This window comes from Pseudonocardia lutea, assembly GCF_042658055.1.
In the GTDB taxonomy this organism is placed as follows: Bacteria; Actinomycetota; Actinomycetes; order Mycobacteriales; family Pseudonocardiaceae; genus Pseudonocardia; species Pseudonocardia lutea.
The window spans coordinates 34,910-54,172 of record NZ_JBHSQK010000027.1 but is presented as its reverse complement, the minus strand read 5'-3'; the positions used below and the strand labels follow the sequence as shown (position 1 = coordinate 54,172).

The 19,263-nt window shown below is 74.9% G+C and carries 15 protein-coding genes and 1 other RNA gene; 9 read left to right on the top strand and 7 right to left on the bottom strand.

The features are described from left to right. The coding region (locus ACFQH9_RS12835) for an acyl-CoA dehydrogenase family protein (protein WP_379566285.1) at window positions 1-409 on the bottom strand (409 nt) is incomplete at its 3' end. A gap of 180 nt (window positions 410-589) precedes the next feature. After that, on the bottom strand, window positions 590-1,252 hold the full coding sequence (locus ACFQH9_RS12830) for a TetR/AcrR family transcriptional regulator (protein ID WP_379566241.1): 663 nt from the start codon (window positions 1,250-1,252) through the stop codon (window positions 590-592). Window positions 1,253-1,429: 177 nt separating this feature from the next. On the opposite strand from ACFQH9_RS12830, the gene ACFQH9_RS12825 reads away from it, so the two are divergent. The 7 genes from ACFQH9_RS12825 (at window position 1,430) to ACFQH9_RS12795 (ending at window position 11,009) form a co-directional block, all read left to right on the top strand. Beyond that, on the top strand, window positions 1,430-3,004 hold the full coding sequence (locus ACFQH9_RS12825) for an ABC transporter substrate-binding protein (protein WP_379566240.1): 1,575 nt from the start codon (window positions 1,430-1,432) through the stop codon (window positions 3,002-3,004). A gap of 194 nt (window positions 3,005-3,198) precedes the next feature. Beyond that, a complete protein-coding gene (locus ACFQH9_RS12820; protein ID WP_379566239.1) occupies window positions 3,199-3,990 on the top strand; it encodes an SDR family NAD(P)-dependent oxidoreductase in 792 nt (263 codons plus the stop codon). An 84-nt stretch (window positions 3,991-4,074) separates the two neighbouring features. Beyond that, window positions 4,075-4,848, top strand: coding sequence for an alpha/beta fold hydrolase (locus tag ACFQH9_RS12815; RefSeq protein WP_379566238.1), 774 nt, complete (start codon window positions 4,075-4,077; stop codon window positions 4,846-4,848). 14 nt (window positions 4,849-4,862) lie between these two features. After that, the gene (locus ACFQH9_RS12810) at window positions 4,863-5,663 is read left to right on the top strand and encodes an SDR family NAD(P)-dependent oxidoreductase (RefSeq protein WP_379566237.1); all 801 of its coding nucleotides are present in this window, start codon (window positions 4,863-4,865) and stop codon (window positions 5,661-5,663) included. Further along, window positions 5,660-6,898, top strand: coding sequence for an LLM class flavin-dependent oxidoreductase (locus tag ACFQH9_RS12805; RefSeq protein ID WP_379566236.1), 1,239 nt, complete (start codon window positions 5,660-5,662; stop codon window positions 6,896-6,898). The genes ACFQH9_RS12810 and ACFQH9_RS12805 overlap by 4 nt, the downstream gene beginning before the upstream one ends. Window positions 6,899-7,043: 145 nt before the next feature. After that, window positions 7,044-8,990: a helix-turn-helix domain-containing protein gene (locus tag ACFQH9_RS12800; RefSeq protein WP_379566235.1), complete on the top strand. Its 1,947-nt coding sequence runs from the start codon at window positions 7,044-7,046 to the stop codon at window positions 8,988-8,990. A gap of 123 nt (window positions 8,991-9,113) precedes the next feature. Beyond that, window positions 9,114-11,009 carry a helix-turn-helix domain-containing protein gene (locus tag ACFQH9_RS12795; protein WP_379566234.1) on the top strand — a complete coding sequence of 632 codons (1,896 nt, stop codon included), beginning with the start codon at window positions 9,114-9,116 and terminating at the stop codon, window positions 11,007-11,009. A 27-nt stretch (window positions 11,010-11,036) separates the two neighbouring features. Here ACFQH9_RS12795 and ACFQH9_RS12790 read toward each other — a convergent pair whose 3' ends face one another. Further along, window positions 11,037-13,094 (bottom strand): DEAD/DEAH box helicase, encoded by a 2,058-nt coding sequence (locus tag ACFQH9_RS12790; RefSeq protein WP_379566233.1) that lies wholly within the window; start codon window positions 13,092-13,094, stop codon window positions 11,037-11,039. Window positions 13,095-13,466: 372 nt separating this feature from the next. Next, window positions 13,467-14,744, bottom strand: coding sequence for an alpha/beta hydrolase family protein (locus ACFQH9_RS12785; protein ID WP_379566232.1), 1,278 nt, complete (start codon window positions 14,742-14,744; stop codon window positions 13,467-13,469). Window positions 14,745-14,871: 127 nt separating this feature from the next. Here ACFQH9_RS12785 and ACFQH9_RS12780 point away from each other — a divergent pair, with 127 nt between their 5' ends. Then, a complete protein-coding gene (locus tag ACFQH9_RS12780) occupies window positions 14,872-16,095 on the top strand; it encodes a glycosyltransferase (RefSeq protein ID WP_379566231.1) in 1,224 nt (407 codons plus the stop codon). 27 nt (window positions 16,096-16,122) lie between these two features. Here ACFQH9_RS12780 and ACFQH9_RS12775 read toward each other — a convergent pair whose 3' ends face one another. Together ACFQH9_RS12775 and rnpB are read right to left on the bottom strand one after the other, a co-directional pair. Next, a complete protein-coding gene (locus tag ACFQH9_RS12775; protein WP_379566230.1) occupies window positions 16,123-17,238 on the bottom strand; it encodes a nitronate monooxygenase in 1,116 nt (371 codons plus the stop codon). Between the two features lie 116 nt (window positions 17,239-17,354). Then, window positions 17,355-17,748: RNase P RNA component class A (gene rnpB / locus ACFQH9_RS12770), an RNA gene on the bottom strand. A gap of 121 nt (window positions 17,749-17,869) precedes the next feature. Here rnpB and ACFQH9_RS12765 point away from each other — a divergent pair. Further along, window positions 17,870-18,214 carry a hypothetical protein gene (locus ACFQH9_RS12765; protein ID WP_379566229.1) on the top strand — a complete coding sequence of 115 codons (345 nt, stop codon included), beginning with the start codon at window positions 17,870-17,872 and terminating at the stop codon, window positions 18,212-18,214. 6 nt (window positions 18,215-18,220) lie between these two features. Here the strand turns inward: ACFQH9_RS12765 and ACFQH9_RS12760 are convergent, their stop codons facing one another. Continuing rightward, entirely contained in the window at window positions 18,221-19,156 is a 936-nt protein-coding gene (locus ACFQH9_RS12760) for a hypothetical protein (RefSeq protein WP_379566228.1), read from the bottom strand. Window positions 19,157-19,263 lie beyond the last annotated feature (107 nt).

The window sequence follows — 19,263 nt, the reverse complement described above, 5'->3', positions numbered from 1 at the left end:
CCGGGCGGCGGGCCGGGTCGGCCGCGGACACCGCCACGGTCGCGACGGTCTCGCCCGCGGCGATGCCGGGCAGGTACCGGGCCTGCGCCTCGGTGTCGCCGCTCTCCAGCAGCAGCGTGGCGGCGAGGGCGACGGTGGCGAACAACGGGGCGCAGAGCAGCGCGCGCCCGGCCTCCTCCAGCACGATCCCGAGCTCGACGCGGCCCGCGCCGGCGCCGCCGTGCGCGGCGGGGACGATCAGCCCCTGCAGGCCCAGCTCCCCCGCCATCCGCTTCCAGACCGCGGGATCGTGCCCGGTCGCGGTCTCCATCAGCCGGCGGACCTCCGCCTCCGGCGAACACTCGGCCAGGAACCGCCGGACCGCCGCCCGCAGGTCGGCGTGCTCCGGCGGCACGGCGAAGGCCGGCATCTCCACCTCCGACGATTACGGACGACCGTCATCCGATACGGCCCGACCGTAGGTGCCGCCCGCACGGCGTCGCAACATCCTCGACGCGGTCGCCGCTCGCTGCGAGCGTGACCCGAGGGTCGTCGACACGACCGCAGCGTCACGCTCACGGCGGTCATGGAGCCGTGGGCCGGCGGGCTCTCAGCCCGTGCCGGGCCGACCCTCCAGCACGAGGTCGACGAGCTCCGCCGCGTACCGCTCGCCGCCCGCGATCACGACCGTGCGCAGCCGCTCCGGGGTGGCGAGGGCGTGGTTGAGCATGGCGCCGCACACCGCGTCGAGGACGAGGGTCGGCGAGGTGCCGGGGGCCAGCTCGCCGCGGGCGATGCCGCGGCGCACGATCGCCCGCGCGGCCCGCACCCGCTCCTCGTTGCGGCGGGCGTAGAGGTCGGCGAACACCTCGGGGTGGGTGCGGGCGTCGACCAGCAGCCGCAGACCGGCGATCCCGGGCGCCCCCAGGTACTCGACGAGCAGCTGGCGGGCCAGGACGACCAGCTGGTCCCGCACGGACCCGGTGTCGGGCACGTCGATCCGGGTGCCCGAGCGCTCGATTGCGTCGACCAGCAGCGCCCGCGCGGAGAACCAGCGGCGGTAGAGGGCGGGCCGGCCGACGCCGGCGCGGCGGGCGACCGCCTCGAAGTTGAAGCCGGCCCACCCGAGGTCCGCGTAGACCTCCAGGGCGGCCTCGAGCACCTTGCGGTCGACCTCGGGGTCCCGGGGGCGCCCGGCCCGGCGCACCGGGGGCGCCGCGGCCGGCGGGCGGGCGGGGTCCGGGGCCCCGTCCGCTCCGGGACTCGTCGACATGGCCGGAGTATCGCACCCCATGTGCGTCCGCCCATCGGACGAGGCCCGCTGGTGGTCGGGTTCCCGTTGTCCGCGCGACGTGCCCGCGGTCACAGTGGCGGACGTCCCTGCGCGCGGGCGGATCCGGTGGTCCGACGCCCCGCGCCGTCCCCGGTCCGCTCAGACGAGGAGACCCGTGTGACCACAGCAACGACGCTGCGCCGCACCCGTTCGAGAGTGGCGGCGGTCCTGCTGGCCGTCCTGGCCGTGGTGCTGTCCGCCTGCGGGGGCGGATCCGGCGGGGGCGGCGGGTCCGGGGGCGGGGAGATCGACCCCAACGGCACCTTCCGCTACGTCTTCGTGCAGAACCCGTCCACGTTCGACCCGCACAAGTCCGCCAACCCGTGGGACATGATCTTCTTCCGGCTGGTCTACGACCAGCTCATCCGGGAGAACGAGAACGGTGAGCTGGTGCCCCAGCTCGCCACCTCCTGGGAGTTCGTCGACAACGAGACCGCGCTGGTCATGAGGCTGCGCGACGACGTCACCTTCTCCGACGGCACCAGGTTCGACGCCGCGGCGGTCAAGGCGAACATCGAGCGGATGAAGACCCTCGACGGCAGCACGCAGAAGGGCGCGATGGCCCGGGTGGCGGGCGCCGAGGTCGTCGACCCGACCACGGTCCGGATCAACCTGTCCGGGCCCGGCGGCAACCTTCCCGCGCTGTTCAGCGGCACCCCGGGCAGCATGATCAGCCCGGCCGCGATGAACAACCCCGACCTCGACCAGAAGCCGGTCGGCTCCGGGATGGCGCGGCTCGTGGAGTACGTCCCCGGCCAGGTCAGCCGCTACGACCGCACCGAGGGCTACTGGGACCCCGCGGCCGCGAGGGCCGCGCACTACGAGATCTACGTGCAGACCTCGGCGCCGACCCGGCTGAACATGCTGCAGACCGGCCAGGCCGAGCTCACCTACCTGGACCCGTCCCAGGCCGAGCAGGCCAGGAGCGCCGGGCTGAACACCGCGGAGTCCAAGAGCCTGTCGATCATGTCGATGTACATGAACACCGGCAAGCCGCCGTTCGACAAGCTGGAGGTCCGGCAGGCCTTCCAGCACGCGGTCGACCGCCAGGCGATCGTCGACGGGGTGTTCTTCGGCCTGGGCAAGCCCGTCGCGCAGTACATGCCGCCGGACTACTGGGCCTTCGACCAGAGCGTCACGCCCGAGAACCCGGACTACAGCTACGACCCGGCGAAGGCCCGCCAGCTGCTCGCGCAGGCCGGCTACCCGAACGGCGTCGACTTCGAGATGCTCGTGCCCAGCCTCGACGACCACCGCGCGGTGGCGGAGGCGCTGGTCCCGATGCTGGCGGAGTCCGGGCTGCGGGCGAAGACCCGGGTGATCGAGTCGCCGACCACGCCGCAGACCTTCTACGGCCGCCAGGAGGGCAACGCCTTCCCGGGCATGGGCGCGCCCTTCCAGGACCCGACGACCGTCTACCAGGCCAGCCTGCCGGGCCAGTACGCCAACCCGTGGAACACCACCACCCCGGAGTTCGAGAAGGCGTGGCTCGACGCGCTCAGCGGCGCGACCCGGGACGCCCGGCTCCCGGCGATGCACCGGATGATCGAGGAGGAGAAGAAGATCCTCAAGAGCTTCCCGCTGCACGCGCACTACCCGCCGTCGGCGTGGACCGACAAGGCGGTGTTCCCGGAGGGCTACCGGCCCGCCTACGCACCGACCTTCTACGGCGTCGGGGTCACCGCGGGCTGACCCCGGCCGGCCCGGCGGGGCGGGGGCACTCCCCGCCGGGCCACCCCGGCGCGGGTGGAGGAACACCCACGGAGCCCGCCCCAGGGGTGGGCATCCCTCCGTTGTCCCTCCCCCGCGCCGAACCCAGACTCGGAGGTGGGGCGCGGTCGTCCGGACCGGCCCCGCACACCGTCCCACCAGCACGGGGAGGCCGCATGCGGCTCGAGGGCAAGGTCGCGGTGATCACCGGCGGCGGTTCGGGGATCGGCGCCGCGACGGCGCGGACCTTCGTCCGGGAGGGCGCGGCCGTGGTGATCGCGGACATCGACGAGGCCGCCGGCGAGAAGGTCGCCGCGGAGGTCCGCGAGTCCGGCGGGACGATCGACCTGCGGGTCTGCGACGCCTCCCGGCCCGAGGAGATCGACGCCCTGGTCGCGTTCGCGCTGGACCGCCACGGCGCGCTCGACGTCCTGCACAACAACCACGTCGCGTTCGAGTCGGGCCGCGTCGGCGACCTCTCCCTGGAGGGGTTCCGGCGCTCGCTCGACGCGAGCCTGGTCGCGTACTGGTACGCGACCAAGGTGGCCCTGGTGCCCATGCTGGCGCAGGGCCGCGGGGCGATCGTCAACACCGCCTCGGTGTCCGGGCTCGCGGGCGACTACGGGCTCGGCGCCTACAACGTGCTCAAGGCCGGGGTCGTCAACCTGTCCCGGGTCACCGCGATCGAGTACGCGCGCAAGGGCATCCGCTGCAACGCCGTGTGCCCCGGCCCGATCGGCACCCCGCCGATCGACCGGCTGCACGACGCGGCCCCGCAGACCTGGGAGGACATCCGGGAGGCGATCCCGATGGGCCGCTACGGCCGGGCCGAGGAGATCGCGAACGCCGTGCTGTTCCTCGCCTCCGACGAGGCCTCCTTCGTCACCGGCACCCACCTGGTCGCGGACGGTGGCCTGTGGGCCCACTCGGGCATGCCGCCGATCGGCGGGCTGGGCCACGACTTCTGACCGGCCCGGGCCGACCCCGGACCGGCTCCGGGGCGGACCGGGGACCTGCTCCACACCAGAACCTGCTCACGAACCGGGAGCGACATGACCACGCTGGAGATCCCGAACATCGGGACGTTCGACGTCGAGCTGTGGGAGGAGGGCTCCGGCGCGCCGCTGCTCTACCTGCACGGGTACGAGCGCCACCCCGGCGGCGCCGGGTTCCTCAAGCGGCTCGCCGCCGACCACCGGGTGCTCGCGCCCGAGCAGCCCGGGTACGGCAACTCGACCGGCTTCGAGCACTTCACCGACGTCCAGGACGTCGCCCTCTACTACCGCGAGCTGGTCGAGTCCTGGGGCCTGGACTCGGTCGACGTCGTCGGGCACTCCCTGGGCGGGATGTTCGCCGCGGAGCTCGCCGCGGTCGCCCCGCAGCTGGTGCGCCGCCTCGTGCTGGTCAACGCCTACGGCCTGTGGCTCGACGCCGAGCCCACGCTGGACCCGTTCGGCCCTGCCGACCAGGTCAAGGCGGCGAAGTGGCACGCGGAGCCGCCCGAGGTCGAGCCGACGAACTTCGTGCCCGACCCGGAGGACCCGCACGCGTCGATCCTGTTCACCGCCCGCAACCTCGGCTGCGCCACCAAGTTCATGTGGCCCATCGCGGACCGGGGCCTGCGCCGCCGGCTCCCGTTGATCGACGCCCCCGCGCTCGTGGTGCACGGCACCTCCGACGGGCTGCTCCCCGTCTCCTACGCCGAGGAGTTCGTCCGGCTGATCCCCGACGCGCGGCTGCACCGCGTCGAGGCCGCCGGGCACTACCCGATGGTCGAGCAGGAGGACGAGTTCGTGTCCGCCGTGTCGGCGTTCCTGGCCGACTGAGGGAGGGGATCCACATGGGACGGGTCGAGGGCAGGATCGCGCTGGTCACCGGCGGTGCCGCCGGCATCGGGCGGGCGACGGCGCGGACGCTGGCGCGCGAGGGCGCCACCGTCGTGATCGCCGACATCGACGTCGACGGGGCGAAGCGGGTGGCCGCGGAGGTCGGCGAGGAGATCGGCGGCGAGGCGGAGGCGGTGCACTTCGACGCCACGGACGCGGAGTCCATCGAGGCCCTCGTCGACACGGTGATCGCGAAGCACGGTCGGATCGACGTCATCCACAACAACGCGGCACTGGTCGGCCCGGACGCCTGGTTCACCGACGGCTCCGTGATCGACACGAGCCTCGAGATGTGGGACCGGGCGTTCGCGACCAACGTCCGCAGCATCTTCCTGATGTGCAAGTTCGCGCTGCCGCACATGGTGCGCAACGGCGGCGGCTCGATCATCAACATGGCCTCGGTCGGCGGGCTGCGCGGCAGCCCCGCGCTCACCGCCTACGGCACCACCAAGGCCGCCGTCGTGGGCCTGACCCGGTTCGTCGCCGCGCAGCACGGCAAGGACGGCGTGCGGTGCAACGCCATCGCCCCCGGCGTGATCCGCACCCAGCAGCTGCTCGACGCCGTGCCCGAACTGCCCGTCCGGGCCCTGGAGGGGGTCGCCTCGCCGCGGGTCGGCGAGCCCGAGGACATCGCCAACATGGTGCTGTTCCTCGCGTCCGACGAGTCCGCGTTCGTCAACGGCGAGACCTACCGGGTCGACGGCGGCGCCATGGCCACCGCACCCGCCAACCGCACCCTGGAGACGCAGAAGTGAAGTTCCACTGGTTCGCCCAGCAGTACTACAGCAAGCTGCCGCCGGAGTACGGCGACACGGTCGAGAGCTCCTGGGTGACCCCGCCGGCGTCGTACGCGGACCCGCGGCAGGTCGGCGAGGACTACCACACCTACATCCGGCTGATGCAGCAGGCGGACGGCCTCGGCTGGGACTCGCTGCTGCTCAACGAGCACCACCAGACCTCGCTGGCGATGACGCCCTCGCCCAACCTCATCGCCTCCATCCTGGCCGCGACCACCGAGAACGCCGCGATCGCGCTGTGCGGCAACTCGCTGGCCCTCTACAACCCGCCGATCCGGGTGGCCGAGGAGATCGCGATGCTCGACGCGCTCTCCGGCGGGCGGATCATCGCCGGGATCGTGTTCGGCACGCCGATGGACAGCGCCTTCTCCTACGGCGTCCCGCCGGTCGAGCTGCGGGAGCGGTTCCACGAGGCCCGCGACCTGATCACCCGGGCCTGGAAGGCGACGGAGCCGTTCGCGTTCAACGGGAAGTACACCAAGCTGCGGTACGTGAACCCGTGGCCGCGGCCGGTCCAGGACGAGATCCCGGTCTGGATCCCGGGCAGCGGCAGCGTCGAGACCTGGGACGTGGTCAACGCGCTGGACTACTGCTACGGCTACCTCTCCTTCTCGGGCAGGCAGTCCGCCGAGCCGATCGTCAACGGCTTCTGGGAGCACACCGCGGCCACGGGTGGGAACATGAACCCGAACCGGATGGCCTTCACGCAGGTGATCTGCTGCGCGGACACCGACGAGGAGGCGGAGCGCCAGTACGCGGACGCGGTCAAGTACTTCTACCGGCAGAACCCCACGGCGATCTGGCAGGCCACGCCGCCCGGCTACACGTCCCAGGCCTCGATCCGGGAGAACCTGACCCGCGCGAAGACGATCTCGGCCGAGGAGCGGCTCAAGGCCCAGAAGGGCGAGCTGTCCTTCTGGGAGTACGACGAGCTCGGCTACATCATCGCCGGCACCCCGGAGCGGGTCGAGCAGCGGGTCCGGGCGCTGTGCACAGACCTGCGGATCGGGCAGCTCATCACGTGCATGCACGTCGGGAACCTGGCCGAGGACGTCGCGGCGAAGAACAACCACCTGTTCGGGACCCAGGTGATCCCGAAGCTGCGCGACGTCTGGGCGGACGAGGAGGACCGCTGGACCCCGAAGGTGAGCCAGGAGCGGGTCGCCGCCAGGTTCGGGGCGGCGACGGTCTGACCGTCCGACGGCCGGTGCCCGGACCGCCCGGTCCGGGCACCGCGCCCGGATTGGGCTGATCGTGGGATCCCGCTCGGCACGCTCCGCTCCGTAGGCTGCCGGTTACTGAACGATCGATCAGCGACCGGTTCCCCGGAGGTGATCCGTGCCCGAGGAGGACCTCACCGTCGAGGACATCCTGGCCCGGCTGTTCCGTCTGTTGGCCACCGAGGCACCCGACGAGGCCTTCCACCGGCTCGCGGAGCTCGTGCAGGCCCGCGAGCCCGGTCCCGGGCGGGAGACCCTGCTGCACGCGCTGCGGCAGGGCGCGATCGTGCGGACCCGGCTGCAGCGGCGCAAGCGCCGGGAGAAGGAGACCCAGGCGCTCCTCGAGACCGCGCGCGGGCTGGCCGCGCTCCGGGACCCCGACGAGGCGCTCGACGCCGTCGTGGCGCGGTCGCGGCAGCTGCTAGGGACGGACGCGACCTACCTGGCGCTGGTCGACCCGGTGCGCGGCGACGTCTACATGCGGGTCACGCTCGGCACGGTGACCCGGGCGATCGAGTCCGTGCGCCAGCCGGTCGGCAGCGGGGTCGGCGGGCTGATCGTGGCGACCGGCGAACCCTTCGCGACCCGCGACTACCTCACCGATCCCCGCATCAACCGGGACCCGGCGGTGGCCGACGCGGTCGTGCAGGACGGCATCGTGAGCATGGCCGGGGTCCCGATGCGGCTCGGCGGGTCCGTGATCGGCGCGCTGTTCGTCGCCAACCGGCACGAACGCACCTTCGAACGCGAGGAGATCGCCCTCCTCTCGGCGCTCGCCGACCACGCGTCCATCGTCATCGAGAACGCCCGGCTGTTCGGGGACGCGGAGGCCACGGCCCGGCGGCTGCGCGAGGCGAACGCCGAGCTCGCGCAGCACGGGGAGGCGCTCGAGCGCGCGAGCGCCGCGCACGAGCGGCTGATCCCGATGGCGCTGCGCCGGGCCGATCTCGCGGAGCTGGTCGACGCGGTGGCCGAGATGCTCGACTCCGGCGTCGCCGCCGTCGACCCGGACGGGACCGTCCTCGCGGGGGCGGCCCGCCCCGGGGCCGGCGGAGGCACCCGCCCGCCCGGCGCGCCGGAGGGCCTACCCCCGGACGCGACCGGCGCGGTCCGCCTCGGCCGCGCGACCTGGGCCGCGCCGATCCGCGCCGGCGGCGAGCGGTTCGGTCATCTCGTCCTGGAGACCGCGGGCCCGGTGCCCGGCACGGACGTGCGCATCCTGGAACGGGCCGCGCAGACCGCGGCCCTGCTCCAGCTCATGGAACGGCAGGTGTCGCTGACCGAGCAGCGGCTGCGCGGCGAGCTGGTGGAGGAGCTGCTGGCCGAGCGCGAACCGGACTGGGCCGCCTTCGAGCGCCGGGCCCGTCGCGCCGGGCCCCGGGGCCTGGACCTGCGCCGCCCACACACCGTCGTCGTGGTGACGGCCGACGACGCCGGGCGCCGCTCGCTGGTGCGCGCCGCGACCGGGCAGGCCGGGCGCAGGGGCGGCGTCGCCCTGGAGCACGGGGCGCACGTCGTGGTGCTGCTGCCCGGCGTCGACCCGGCCGACGCGGCACGGCAGCTGCCCGCGCAGCTGAGCCGCGCGACGTCCGGACGGGTCACCGCGGGTGTCGCCGGCCCGGCGACCACCCCGCGCGAGCTGCGGGCCGCGCACCGCGAGGCGGACCGCTGCCACCGCCTGCTGCTCGCCCTGGGCCGGGAGGGCGAGGGCGCCACCACGGACGAGCTCGGCGCGCTCGGGTTGATCCTCGACGGGACCTCCCGGGCCCAGGTGCGTACTTTGCTCGCGCAGACGGTCACGCCCCTGCAGCGCTACGACGCGGAGCACGGCACCGAGCTGCTGCGCACGCTCGACGGCTACTTCGCCGCCGGCCAGAACCCGCGCGCCGCCGCGAAGTCCCTGCAGCTGCACCCGAACACGGTCTACCAGCGGCTCGACCGGATCGACCGGGTGCTGGGCCACCGGCACTGGCGCGAGCCGGAGGGCTCGTTGAGCGTGCAGGTCGCCCTGCAGCTGCACCGGATCCTCGACCACATCCCGCTGGAGGACCTCGTCCCCGGCTGAGAGGACCGGTCGCGCCGGCTCCCTCGACCCCGCTCACGCCGCGACGCGCACACCCTTGCCCGGGCCGATCACCGCCACCTACAGTAGCTGAACGATCGTTCGTCAAGCACCGGAGGGCCGCCGATGTCCCCCCTGAAGTCCGCCGAACGTCCCGCCCCGGCGACGACCGTCGCCGACACCCTCACCCGCGTCGTCGAGCTGCTCGCCGACGACGCGCCGGCCGAGCTCGTCACCGCCGCGGTCTCCGGGCTGCCGGACGAACCCGTCGCGGCGCGCGCCGCGGCCGACGCGGTGGCCGTGCGCGACCTGCTCGACCTGCGCCGGCGACGGGAACGGGAGGGTGCTGCCCTCTACGCGACGGCCCGCGACCTGACCTCCCTGCGCAGCAGCGACGAGGTGCTCGGGGCGATCGTCGAGCGGGCACGGCGGTTGCTGGGCTCGGACTCCGCCTACATCGCCCTGGTCGACGAGACCACCGGCGACGCCTTCATGCGGGTCACCGTCGGCACGCGCACCGACGGCATCCGCGCCGTCCGCCAGCGGCCCGGCTACGGCGTCGGCGGGTTCGTGATCCAGACCGGGCAGGCGCTCGCGACCCCCGACTACCTCGTCGACGAGCGCATCCGGCACGACCCGCTGGTGGCCGCGGCGGTCGGGGCCGACGGCATCGTCAGCATCGCGGGCGTCCCGATGAAGACCGGCTCCACGGTCATCGGCGCCCTCTTCGCCGCGAACCGGGTCCGGCGCGACTTCGACCAGGCCGAGCTCGCGCTGCTGACCTCGCTCGCCGCCCACGCGTCCGTGGTGATCGAGAACGCCCGCCTCTACGAGCGCATCCAGTCGGTCACCACCGAGCTGCGCGGGGCCGGGGCGCGGCTCGCCGCCCAGCGCCACGCGCTCGAAAGGGCCGCCTTCGCCCACGAACAGCTCATGCCCCTCGCGCTCGAGCGGACGGACCTGTCCGAGCTCGTCCGGGCCGTCCGCCGCATCCTCGGCGGCACCGCGCTGCTCCTGGGCGGGGACGACGCGGTGCTCGCCCGGTGCGGCGAGGACACCCGCGTCGGCGAGCCGCACGTCCACGAGGTCGAGGTCCGCGCGGGCGAGGAGTCGCTCGGGCGCCTGCGGCTCGTCCGGGCCGCTCCCCTGTCCCCCGCCGACGAACGCACCCTCGAACGGGCCGCGCAGACGGCGGCCCTGCTGCTCGTGATGGACCGGCAGACCGCGCTCGTGGCCCGCGAGGTGCGGGCCGAGCTCCTGGCGGACCTGCTGGCCGACCGCGCGCCGAACTGGGCCGTCCTGCAGCGGCAGGCCGTGCGCTCCGGCGTCGCGGACCTCGAGCGACCGCACGCCGTGGTGGTCGCAAGCAGCGCGGCGAGCCGGCAGGACCGGCCCGCGGTCGGTCCTGCGCCGGACCAGCCGCTGGTCGCCGCCGCCGTCGACCTCGCGGAGCGGCACGGCGGGCTGGCCGGGGCGCACGGCGGGACGGTCGTCCTCGTACTGCCCGGCCTCGACCCGGACGAGGCCGCCCGGCTGGTGGTCGACGAGCTGTCCGCGGCCGGCGGGCAACCGGTCACCGCGGGCGCCGCCGGCCCCGGGGCGACGGCCCGGGTGGTGCGCGGCCTGCACCGCTCGGCGGCGCGCTGCCACCGGCTGCTGCTCGCCCTCGGCCGGGAGGGGCACGCCGCCGCGCTGCCCGAGCTGGGCATGCTCGGCACCGTGCTCGAGCAGGCCGATCCCGAGCAGATCCGGCGGCTGCTCGGGCGCACGCTGGGCCCGCTGACGGCCTACGACCGGGCGAACGGGTCGACGCTGCTGCCGACCGTCGAGGCCTACTTCGACGCGGGTCAGAGCCCGCCCGCCACCGCCCGGGCCCTCGGCATCCACGTGAACACCGTCTACCAGCGGCTGGAGCGGATCACCGCCGTGCTCGGGGGGCCGCGGTGGCGGGAGCCCACGGGCGCGGTGGAGATGCAGCTGTCCCTCGCGCTGAACCGGCAGCTGGGCGACCCGCTCGCCTGAACGCGGGCGAGCGGGGGCCGCACCGCATCACCCCGCCAGGTGCGCCGGTTCTGCCGACAGCGCCTCCGTCAGCAGCGCGACGAGCGCCGCGTGCTGGACGTCGGCCGACGACCCGACCTCCTCCTCGGAGCCGTCCAGCGCCTGGGCGGCGAGGCCGGCCTTGCTGTCGATCAGCGCCGCGATCCTGGCGTCGATCGTCTGCGCGGCGAGGATGCGCCAGGCCGTGACCGGCTCCGTCTGGCCGATCCGGTGGCTGCGGTCGATGGCCTGGGTCTGTTCCGCGGCGGTCCAGGACAGCTCCGCGAGCACGATGTTCGAGGCGACCTGCAGGTTGAGGCCCACGCCCGCCGCGGTGAGCGAGCAGACCGCCACGGCGACGCCCGGGTCGTTCACGAAGGCGTCGATGTTCTTCTGCCGCGCCGCGGGGGTCTGGTCGCCGCGGATCGAGGAGAACCGGACCCCCTGCCGCGCGAACGTCTCCTCGGCCGCGTCCATCACGTCGACGTGCTTGGCGAAGAACACGACCTTGCCCGCGCTCCGGGCGAGCTGCGCGGCGTAGTCGGCGGCGAGGTCGGCCTTCGCCCGGCCGATGCGCCGCATCATGGTGAAGACGTTGTCGCCGGTCGGGGACGCGGCCGCGTCCTTCTGCTCCCACCGGGCCACCTGGCGCACGAGGTCGTGGTCGATGCCCTCGACGACGGCGCCGGACCGGCGGGTCGCGAGGGCGTCCTCGTAGCGTGCCACCATCCGGCGGGCGAGGTCGCGCTCGGCCGCGCGGATCGAGCGGCCCGCCGCCCCGTCGAGCTCGACGGGCAGGTCGGCGATCCGCCGCGCGGGGATGTCGGCGGCCACGTCGACCTTGCGACGCCGCACGATGCCGAGGTCCACGACGCTCCTGCGGGCGGCGGGGTAGAAGCCCGGATCGGCGGGGGTCAGGCCGGTCGAGGTGAGCGCGTCCATCAGCTCGGCCCGCGGCTTCGCCCCGTCGATCCAGCCGAGGAACTGCCAGATGGCGAGGAAGTCCTCGATGTCGTTGATCAACGGGGTGCCGGTCAGCGCCATCAGCAGCGGACGCGCGGTGAAGGAGCGGATCCGGTCGGAGAGCTCCAGGACGTGCTGCGAGCGCTGGGAGGCCTTGTTCTTGATGAAGTGCGCCTCGTCGACGATCATGCCCCGGAAGCCGAAGTCGCCGAGCCATCCCGCGTGCCGGTCGAGCACCTCGTAGTTCACGACGACGATGTCGGCGAAGCCGTCGACCGAGTCGCCGTTGCCCTGGACCGCGGTGGCCGCGCGGCGGGGTGTCCACCGGCCGGCCTCGCGCACCCAGTTCGTCTTGACCACGTTGGGCACCACGACGAGCAGCGGGAAGGCGTCGGCCGCCTCCGCGGCGAGCAGCGACTGGGCCGTCTTGCCCAGCCCCGGCTCGTCGGCGAGCAGGAAGGTGCGATGACCGGCCTCGGCGGCGGCGACCAGCCGGGCCTGGTGCGGCATCAGCTCCAGACCGCCCGGCACCCTCCGCGAGGACGGCGCGGGCAGGGCCATGCACGCCGGGGCCCCGGCGCCGGCGCGCTCGAACGAGCGCAGCAGCGGGCCGAGCAGCTCCCAGCCGGCCAACGGCGTCGGCCGGGGTGCGACCGGCCGGGCGGTCGAGAAGTCGGGGGCGAGGAAGGGGTTCGCCATCTGCCGCGAGACCACCGACTGCGGCACGACCTGCGGCTTGGCGGGCGCGACGGGGACCTCCACCTGCGGGGTCTCCTCGGGCTCCGTGTCGATGCCCGCGGTCCGCAGCACCTCCCGCTTGAGCGACCGGGCCTCGTCGGAGACGACGGCGTCCTCGGCCAGGAGGGCCAGCAGCCCCGGGTCACGGACGGCCGTCAGGGCGAGGGTCTTCGCGATGTCGTCGAGCCGCTTGAGCCGCTCGGCCCGGTGCCGCTCGCTGCCGTTCTCCTCCGCCCGCACCCGGGCGCGCTCGTCGCGCAGCAGCAGGGCGACGGCCTGGAACTTCGTCCGCGTCGCGGGCGTCACCCGCCCGCCGCCGCGCAGGGCGGTCTCGACCTCCCGGACCGAGCGCGCCAGCACCGACATGACGTCGGCGGGGCGCTCGCGACCGCGTCGTCGGTCCCGCGGGTCGCTCCGGCGAGCCCTGGTCTGGGGCCTGCCTCGTCGTGCCAAGTACTCCTCCTCCGGAATGCGCGGCAGGGCCGCTCGGCGGCCGGACCGCGCACCGCGCTGCGGTGGGCGAGCGGGCGTCGCGTGGAGAGCCGAGGTGGCTGCTCCGGGGCGCGTACCCGACCCGTGTCGTGGGAGATCGCCGCCGCGCGGGCTCGACAGCCGGCTCGCCGGTCGACACCGGCGCACCCCGCACGGATGGACGCTGCAGGGTGGGACCTCGTGTCGAGGGTACCGCCCGGCGACCGGCGACGAGTGCAGCGCGGACGTGGCGCGCCGCACGGACGCTCACCGCGCGAACAGGTCGCCGTTCAGGTAGATCTCCCAGTCGGCCGCGGTCAACCCGTGCCCGCCCGACCGTAGGTGGTAACTCATCGCCGGGCCACGGAATTCCCTGTCCGTGGCCGGGGGCCAGGCCGGCGAGGGCAGACCGGTGTCGCCGAGCCCGTAGAGCGCGTACACCTGCGCCGCGCCGACGTACGCCAGGAACTCGCCCTCCGGGTCGGCGTTCGCGTCCTCCGTGGCGCTCGCGACGACGACCCGCCGGGGCGCCACGAGCGCCAGCAACTCGTGCTGGTCGACCGGCAGGGAGTCCACGCGGTCGCCGTAGGCCTTGTAGGTCGGCGGGAACCAGTGCGGGAAGGAGTCGTTGATGCGCGCGACCGTCTCCGCGCCGACGCCGCCGTCGCCGCGCCGGGCGAGCTTGGTGCCGGTCGATCCCGAGTTGTTCGGGATCGCCACCGCGAAGCGGGTGTCCTGCGCCCCGGCCCACAGCGCCGCCTTGCCGCCCCGGGAGTGGCCGATGACCGCCACCGTGGCGGGGTCGAGGTCGGGGTCCGTCTGCAGGTAGTCCATGGCCCGGCTCGCTCCCCAGGCCCAGGCGCTGATGGTGCGGCCGGCGTCGTCCGGCAGCTCCTGGTCGGCGGGGTGGAACAGGTCGATCATCCCGGTGCGGTAGCGGCCGCTGTCGTCGGGCGCGATCTCGCCGGCGTCGAAGGAGGCGAACGCGTAGCCGGCGTCGGTGATCGTCCTGACCGGCGCGAAGCCGGACGACCGGTCCGGATCGTCGCCCACCTGGCCGCGATGGTCGATCATCAGGAACGTCCCCTTGGGCTTGCCCCCGGTCTTCGGGACGAACACCTGCACGGCGAAGCTGCCGGTCCCCTGCGGGCCGGTGACGGTGATCGTGACCGTCTTGCGCGTGACGCGGGCGAGGTCGGTCGACGTGACGTCGAACGTCTGCGCGGTCGGCGCGGGCAGGCTCTCGCCGTAGACGTTCTGCCGGAAGTCGGCCAGCAGCTCCGCGCGCCGCGTGCTCTCCCACACCGCCGCCGTCCTCACGGCCTCGCCGTCGTGGAGCCGCAGCGGGTTCGGGTAGTTCTCGCCGTCGATCGTCACCGTCTTCTCGGCCTGCGTCGCCGCGACCGTCCGCTCGGCGAGCGGCTCGGGCCGCAGCGACGCGCCGCCGGCGGCGCACAGCGCCACCACGACGCACAACGACGTCGCGCTCCTGGTCACGCTGTGCAGTCGGTCGGCGCGGCGGCGCGAGCGGCTCGGGGTACGCACGGTGCGAAAACTACGCACCGGGACGCACACCGCAACTACCCTCGGCGCGGACGCAGCGATCGGATGACGATCTCGTGTATCGGAAGAGTGGTCGGCGCCGCCGCACCGGTACCGCGGAGAGGACCTGATGCGGATCCTGATCGTGACCGCGGGTTCGCGAGGTGACGTCGCGCCGTTCACGGGGCTGGGCCTGCGCCTGCAGCAGGCGGGCCACCAGGTGGCGCTGGCCGCACACCAGCGGTTCGCCGCTCTCGTGCACGAGTGCGGGCTGGAGCACCGGGTGCTTCCCGGCGACCCGGTCGAGCTCGTCCGCGCCCGCACGGCCGCCCCCTCCCCGCAGGCCGCGCGATCGGTCTTCGCCGCGTTCCTCGACGAGCTGGGCGACGGGGTGCTGGCCGCCGCGGCCGCCGGGACGGACCTGGTGCTCACCGCGTTCGGCCCGGCCCCGGTGAGCCGGCTCGTCGCCGAGGGCCTCGGCATCCCCAGCGTGGGCGTCTATCTCGCGCCGGGGGTCCCCACCCGGGAGTTCCCGCCCCCCGGCCCGCCCGTCACCGCGCACCCCTCGCCCGCCGACAACCTCGCCGCGGGCCGCGAGCTGCTCGCCCGGACCGGCTCCCTCTACGCCGACGTGCTGCGGCGGCTGCGCGCCCGGCTCGGCCTCCCGCGCGCCGCGGAGGCGCCGGCCCCGCCGGACGACTGGCCGATCTGCCACGGGTTCAGCCCGGCGGTGGTGCCCCGCCCCGCCGACTGGCCCGCGTCGGTGCACGTGACCGGCTACTGGTGGCCGGCCGCACCGCCGCGGTGGCGGCCTCCGGATCACCTGCTCGACTTCCTGCAGGCCGGTCCGCCTCCGGTGTTCGTCGGGTTCGGCAGCATGACGCCGGGGCACGACCGGCTCCACGAAATCGTGGCGGCCGCCGTCGCCCGTGCCGGGGTGCGCGCCGTCGTCCAGTCCGGCTGGGCCGGGCTCGGCCCCGTCGGCGACGACGTCCTGCTCGTCGGGGACCTGCCCCACGAGTGGTTGTTCCCCCGCGTGGCCGCCGTGGTCCACCACGCCGGGGCCGGCACCACCGGGGCCGGGCTGCGCGCGGGGGTACCGGCGGTCCCGGTGCCCGTCCTGGTCGACCAGCCCTTCTGGGCGGACAGGCTGCACCGTCTCGGGGTCGCGCCGCCCCCGCTGCCCCTCGACGAGCTGACGGCGGACACCCTGGCCGACGCCCTGCGGGCCTGTCTGGACGAACCGACCTGTCGCGATCGGGCCACCGCGCTCGCGAGCCGGATCCGCGCCGAGGACGGCGCCGCGGCCGTGGTCCCGATCGTCACCCGGCTGGAGCGTGGGCAGCGGACCTGACCCGCACGGACGGCCGGGTCCCGGCGCTCACCCGGCGTTGATCCTCTCGATCCGCGCGACGGTGTCCGCGTACTCCGCCACGATCTCCTCCAGGACCCGGCGAGCGGGCCTCACCGACCGCATCCGCCCCACGACCTGCCCCACGAAGTAGTTGACGAGCTGCTCGGAACCCGAACCGCGGACGTGGGCACCGCGGCCGATCCGGGCCTTCGCCTCGGCGATGAGCTCGCTGTGGTGCGGCATCCCGAGCGGGTCCGGATTCGCCGGGTCCTCCCACTCCCGGGTCCAGGCCGACACGAGCTGCCGGGCGTGCTTGCCGGTGCTGGACCGCGACCGGACGGTGTCCGAGGCGCTCGCCGCGAGCATCTTCTCCTTCACCACGGGGTGGGTCTCGGCCTCCTGGGTCGTCAGCCACACCGAGCCCGTCCACACGCCGGCGGCCCCGAGGCTCAGCGCGGCAGCCATCTGCCGCCCGGTCGCGATCCCGCCCGCGGCGAGCACGGGGGTGCCGTCCATGGCGTCCACGACGTCCGGCACGAGCACCATCGTCGCGATCTCGCCGCAGTGCCCCCCGGCCTCGGAGCCCTGGGCGACGACGAGGTCGACCCCCGCGGCCTTCTGCCGCTCGGCGTGCTGGACGGCACCGGCCAGCCCGCCCACGACGACCCCCTTGGCGTGGGCCTTCTCCACCAGGTCGGCCGGGGGCGGGCCGAGGGCGCTGACGAACATCGTCACCGGGTGCTCGCTGATCACGTCCCACAGCTCGGAGGCCCGCGCGACCATCGCGTCCGCCCGGCCGGCCGACGCGCGGACCCGCTCGGCCTCGTCCGCGGGCAGCTCGGGCACGTCGTACCGGGCCAGGAGGTCGGCCACGAACCTCCGGTGCTCCTCCGGGACGTGCCCTCCGGAGGCGCCGACCTGCTCGACCTTCCGCGGGATCAGCGCGTCGACGCCGTAGCCGCGCCCTCCCGTGTGCTCGTCGAGCCAGCGCAGCTCCACGTCCAGCTCCTCGGGCAGGCGACCGGCCACGCCGAGGACGCCGAAGCCGCCGGCGTGGGTCACCGCCGCGACCACGTCCCGACAGTGACTGAACGCGACGATCGGGTACTCGCACCCGATCATGTCCGTGATCGCGGTCCTCATGGCGCTCGGAGACCTCCCGGGTGTCGGCCGCGAGCCGGACGCTATTGGAGACGGTCGCCGTTCGCAATCACCTCCCGGGACGGGGAAGGGGATCGCGGGAGGCCGGAGGCGAGAGGCGGACGAGCGGGCCTGTAAGCCGGATCCTGTTCCCGGGCGCCTCACGGCGCTCCGTTCGGCGACCATCCATCTAGGCCTGCCGTCACCGGCAGGCTCGAGCGGCCTACCCGCAGGCTCGGACGGGCCGCCCTCGAACACCTGCGCAGCCTCCCTGGGGAGGCCTCTTGGCCTTGCTCCGGGTGGGGTTTACCGAGCCACCCCGGTCACCCGGGGTGCTGGTGGTCTCTTACACCACCGTTTCACCCTTACCGCGCGCCCGGGGGCGCACGGCGGTCTGTTCTCTGTGGCACTGTCCCGCGGGTCGCCCCGGGTTGCCGTTGACAACCACCCTGCCCTGCGGAGTCCGGACTTTCCTCGGCGGCATGACGCCGACGCGGTCGCCCGGCCCGCTCGTCCGCGCCACGATCGTAGCGCGAGGACCGGACGGGGCGGCGCTGGCCCGCCCCCGGCCCGGGCCCGGGGCCGCGTCGCCCTGCCGGGCGACGCCGCCTGGTGCGCCTCCCCCGTCAGCGGGATGAGCACGAGCCTCGCCCTCACCGGGGCGTACGTGCTGGCGGGTGAGCTCGCGGCCGCAACCGGCGCGACGGGGATCGACCACCGGCGCGCCTTCGCCCGCTACGAGTCGGTGATGCGGCCCTACGTGGACCGCGCCCAGAAGCGGCCGCCGGGTGCACCGCGGATCGCCCACCCGCGTACCGCCACCGGGGTGCGGCTCGTGCGGGCCGGACTGCGGTGTGCCGGGAGCCGGCCGGCGCGGCGGCTCGGCGGGCTGGTGGGCCGGTTGGTCACACCGCCGACCGAGGCGGTCGACCTGCCCGCCCGCCCCGACCGTCCGGCCGGGGCGGCGGCGCGGGCGTGATCGCGGTCAGGGGGCCGGCGGCAGCGTGGTCGTCGGCGTGACGGGCGTGGTCGACGACGTGGGCGCGGAGGGCGGCAGCGTCGGCTGAGGCGAGGGCGTGGTCGGCTTCGACCTGGCCGGCCAGGTGCGGACCGGCGTGGTCGAGGCCGGTGCACCCTCCGTCGCGGTGGCCGTCGGGCCGCCGACCGGGGGCTTGGCGACGCGGGTCCTCGTCGGTGACGAGGCCGGGGGCGTCGTGGTCGTGGTCGTGGTCGTGGTCGTGGTCGTGGTCGTCGGGGTGGTCGTCGGCGACGGCGCGGTCACCGACGTGGTCGGCACCGTGCTCGGCGGGAGGAGCGGCGGCGCGGCCGGGAGGGCCTCGTGCCGCGCCGGCCCGCCCTCGATCACGGGCGCGCTTCGGCCCCGAGGACCGGGCGCGGCCGCCGCGCGAGGAGCCGGCTGGGCCACGGCACGCGGCTGCGGGGCCGCCTCGGCGGGCACCCGCTCCGCGGGCCCGGTGCTCCCCGCCTTGTTCGGCTCCCCGACCTGGCCCGCGTCGGGCGACACCACCGGGACCCGCGGAGCGGCGACCGGTTCCGCGGCCGGCGCGCTCGCGGGGACCATGCCCCCCGTGCCTCCCGTGCCTCCCGTGCCTCCCGGGCTCCCCGTGGTCGAGGAGGGCGGCGGGGCCACCGCGGGCACCGGCGCCACGGCCGCCAGCGGCGGGCGCGCGGCCGTGGCCGCCGGACCGGTCACGAAGGTGCGCAGCGTCCCCTCGCCCGCCGAGGTCCCGACCCAGGCCGCCACCAACGCCCCGAGCCCGACGACGGCGACCACCCCGGTCACCGCGGCCCGCACCGCGCGCGTGGCGGCACCGCGGCGCTGCAGCATGATCCAGATCGGCACGACGCACCAGGCGAGGATGAGCACGGTCGCCAGGACCACGCCCCACCGTTGCGACATCGCGACCTCCCCCCGGCCCGGGGTCGACGACCCCGCGCACCCCCATGGTGCTCCCGCCCCCCGACCGTTGCGCAATGCAGCATCCGACACAACCGACATGCGGGCGG